Annotated in this window: 3 protein-coding genes and 1 pseudogene; all 4 read left to right on the top strand. The window is 53.5% G+C overall.

The annotated features are described in order from the left end of the window. Window positions 1–465 (top strand): annotated as a pseudogene (locus tag DSOL_RS25715) (ParA family protein); the annotation flags it as partial. Beyond that, window positions 458–1,810 carry an ATPase, T2SS/T4P/T4SS family gene (locus tag DSOL_RS25710; protein WP_075367544.1) on the top strand — a complete coding sequence of 451 codons (1,353 nt, stop codon included), beginning with the start codon at window positions 458–460 and terminating at the stop codon, window positions 1,808–1,810. The pseudogene DSOL_RS25715 and the gene DSOL_RS25710, both read left to right, overlap by 8 nt. Then, window positions 1,807–2,736, top strand: a complete 930-nt coding sequence (locus DSOL_RS25705; RefSeq protein WP_075367543.1) for a type II secretion system F family protein — start codon at window positions 1,807–1,809, stop codon at window positions 2,734–2,736. Before DSOL_RS25710 ends, DSOL_RS25705 begins: the two co-directional genes overlap by 4 nt. Window positions 2,737–2,753: 17 nt before the next feature. Continuing rightward, window positions 2,754–3,419 (top strand): secretion protein F (locus DSOL_RS25700; protein ID WP_235839011.1); only part of this gene is annotated, 666 nt, incomplete at its 3' end.

Raw genomic sequence — 3,419 nt, 5'->3', positions numbered from 1 at the left:
GCGGGAGAAAATGTCTTTACCTACGCGGACTATGCGAAGGAACGCGCGGTGGACCTGCTGGTGCTGCTGCGCCATATTGCCGACTGTGTGGTGGTGGACTGCGCAAGCAGCCTCACCGACAGCATTCTGTCCACGGCGGCCCTGGAGGTGGCCGACGCGGTACTGCGGCTGGGAAGCTGCGATTTAAAAGGCGTGTCCTACTTCATGTCCTGCCTGCCCCTCATTGCCGACCGCCGCTTCAAACCGGAGAAGCACATCAGGGTGCTGTCCAATGTAAAGCCCCGGCAGGATTCGGGCGGCTACGAAAACGCCTACGGCGGCGTTTCCTACAAACTGCCCCATGTGGACGCCATCGAGGAACAGTTTTATTCCCTTGCCCTGCTGGACGGTCTTTCCGGCAAAGACGCAAAAGCGTATGAGCCCGTCATCCGGGAAATCGCAGAGGGGGTGTTTGGAAATGGCTAAGAATATCGGCCTTTTTTTCAACACAGCAAAGCACCAAAAGCAGTTTTCTGAGGTACTGCAGGAGGTGCAGGAATACATCTCCGGCAAGTATGCCACCGTTATTACGGGCAATCCGGCAGAGCAAAAACAGCAGATCACCGCCTATATCTCCAAGTACCTGACCGATTACAGCCTGGGTGTGGAGGGCGTGACGCCGGATGAGCTTGTGGAAAGGCTCTACAGTGAAATGGCAGAGTTTTCGTTTTTGACCCCCTACCTTTTTGCCACCAATATTGAGGAAATTAACATCAATTCCTGGAAGGACGTAAAAATCACCTATGCCGACGGCAGGGTGGTTCCCTCCGATGAAAAATTCAACAGCCCCGAACATGCCGTTGATGTGGTGCGGCGCCTGCTGCATAAATCCGGCATGATTCTGGACCATGCGCAGCCTGCCGTCGTGGGGCATTTGAGCAATAAAATCCGCATCACCGTCCTGGGCAACCCGCTGACCGACCATGGCAAGGGGGTTGCGGCTTCCATCCGGATTGTCAACCCGCAGAAACTGGCGCGGGAGGACTTTATCCGCAATGGGACCTCCACCGCCGAAATGCTGGACTTTTTAAGCGTCTGCCTGCGGTACGGACTTTCCATGTGCGTCACCGGCTCCACGGGCAGCGGAAAAACCACGCTGATGAGCTGGCTTTTGTCCACCATTCCCGATGATAAGCGTGTGTTTACGATTGAAAACAGCTGCCGTGAATTCGACCTTGTTAAAGAGGACGAAAACGGCAATGTGGTCAATAACGTGGTGCATACCGTCACCCGGTATTCCGAGGACAAAAAACAGAATATCGACCAGGAAAAGCTGCTGGAGTACGCCCTGACCTGCAACCCCGATGTGGTGTGCGTGGGCGAAATGAAATCAGCCGAAGCGTTTGCGGCGCAGGAGGCGGCCCGGACGGGCCACGCCGTCATTACCACTACCCACGCCAATAGCTGCAATGCCACCTACTACCGCATGGTGACGCTCTGCACGCAAAAATACGACCTGGGCGATCGGACGCTATACAACCTTGTCACCGAGGCGTTTCCGCTCATACTCTTTGTCAAAAAGCTGGAGGACAACAGCCGCAAAATCATGGAAATAACCGAGTGTCAGATTTTGCCGGACGGAGAGCGAAGGATTCATACTCTTTTCCGCTTTCATGTTTTGGAAAATGAGGTGGTGGACGGTAAGGTAAGCGTCTGCGGGGAATTCCAGAGGGTGAACACCCTGTCCGAGAGTTTGCAGAAAAGGCTGCTGGAAAACGGTATGCCGGTGAGCCTGCTGAACAAAATCACGAAAGGAGAAGATGCTGCATGACATTTCTCATTATGCTGGCGTTCAGCTGTTTGATTGCCGGAAGCTTCCTGCTTCTGAGGCTTTCCCCCTTTGAGTTTGCCGAAAGCATCATCAGGCCGCTGCAAAGCCGGAAAAAACCCATTGGAAAGCAGATTGAGGAAGCAAAATTCCCCAGGCAGGCACGGGGCATTCGTAAGACCATCCAAGAAACCAAAGAAGTGCTGGCGCTCACAGGCAAAAGCGCAAAATTTGGAGCGTTGTGCGCTCTTTCCTTTTTTCTGCTTGTGGTTGGCGTGTTGGTTTCCCTGCTGATGGAAAATTTCTTTATGGTGCCCGTGGCGGCGTTGGGGATGGCGCTGCTGCCTTTCTGGTACATCCTGTTCACGTCCCATTCCTACAAAAAGCAGATGAACGCCGAGCTTGAAACGGCACTGTCGATTATTACCACCTCCTATATCCGAAATGAGAGCGTCATCACAGCGGTGGAGGAAAACCTCAGCTATTTGAACCCGCCTGTCGCGGACGTTTTCCAGGGCTTTCTCGCCGACACCAAATTGATCAACGTCAATGTGAAGCAGGCCCTTCAAGCCATGAAGCCCCGGCTGAACAACGATGTGTTCCATGAGTGGCTGGACGCCATGACCGCCTGCCAGGAGGATAAAACCCTGAAAACCACCCTGATCCCCATAATTTCCAAGCTGTCAGACGTGCGGGTGGTATCGGCGGAGCTGGATTATCTGATGTATGAGCCCTTAAAGGAGTTTATCACGATGGCGCTGCTACTGGTCGGCAACATACCGTTAATCTATTTTCTCAACAAGGACTGGTACTCCGCGCTGGTGGACACGTCCTTCGGCAAGGCGATCCTGGCGGTCTGCGGCGCGGTGATCTTCGTGTCCCTGGCCGCGGTGATCCGGCTGACAAAGCCGGTTGAATATAAGCGATAATAAAATTCTGAAATGAGGTGAAACCCTTGTATGCCATTCTATTTTTCTTCGTCCTGTTCTTCGCGGCAGGGGCGTATCTTGTCCTTGCCGATGTATTGAAGCTGCCGACCCTTGCAATGACAAAGGCGGTCTTGACGGTGGCAAGGCAGGATAAAAAGCAGACCATGAACCTTGAAACAGTCGTCTTTGAGCTTTCATCCAGGTTTTCCGGGCTTATCAGGCTGGACGGCTACAAGCGCCGCAAGCTGGAGGCCGCTTTGAAATCCGCAGGGATGAAGCTGACCCCTGAAACCTATATCGCCAGGGCCTGGGTAAAGTCGGGACTGATAGCGCTTTTGATTTTCCCCCTGCTGCCCATCTTCCCGATTTTGTGCCCTGTCATTCTGTTTCTGGCGGTGGCGGTCTTTTTCAGAGAGCAGCATGGGGCCGACGAAATTGTGAGGCAGAAACGGGAAAGGATTGAATATGAGCTGCCGAGGTTTGTTTCTACCGTTTCCCAGGAGCTAAAGGTTTCTCGCGATGTGCTGTCCATTTTGAATTCCTATCAAAAAAATGCGGGCGAAAGTTTCCGGCAGGAGCTGGAAATCACCATCGCCGACATGAAATCAGGCAATGAGGAAACGGCGCTGACAAGGTTGGAGGCAAGAATCGGGAGCACCATGCTGTCCGATGTGGTCCGGGGG

This window comes from Desulfosporosinus metallidurans (genome assembly GCF_001936615.1).
Taxonomy (GTDB): Bacteria; Bacillota; Desulfitobacteriia; order Desulfitobacteriales; family Desulfitobacteriaceae; genus Desulfosporosinus; species Desulfosporosinus metallidurans.
The sequence above is the reverse complement of the archived record's forward strand: the minus strand, read 5'-3'. Positions and strand labels throughout refer to the sequence as shown.

Bases quoted from the DNA above. Each gene is read 5' to 3' on its own strand.
- DSOL_RS25710 (WP_075367544.1), top strand. From the start codon at position 458: ATGGCTAAGAATATCGGCCTTTTTTTCAACACAGCAAAGCACCAAAAG.
- DSOL_RS25705 (WP_075367543.1), top strand. From the start codon at position 1,807: ATGACATTTCTCATTATGCTGGCGTTCAGCTGTTTGATTGCCGGAAGC.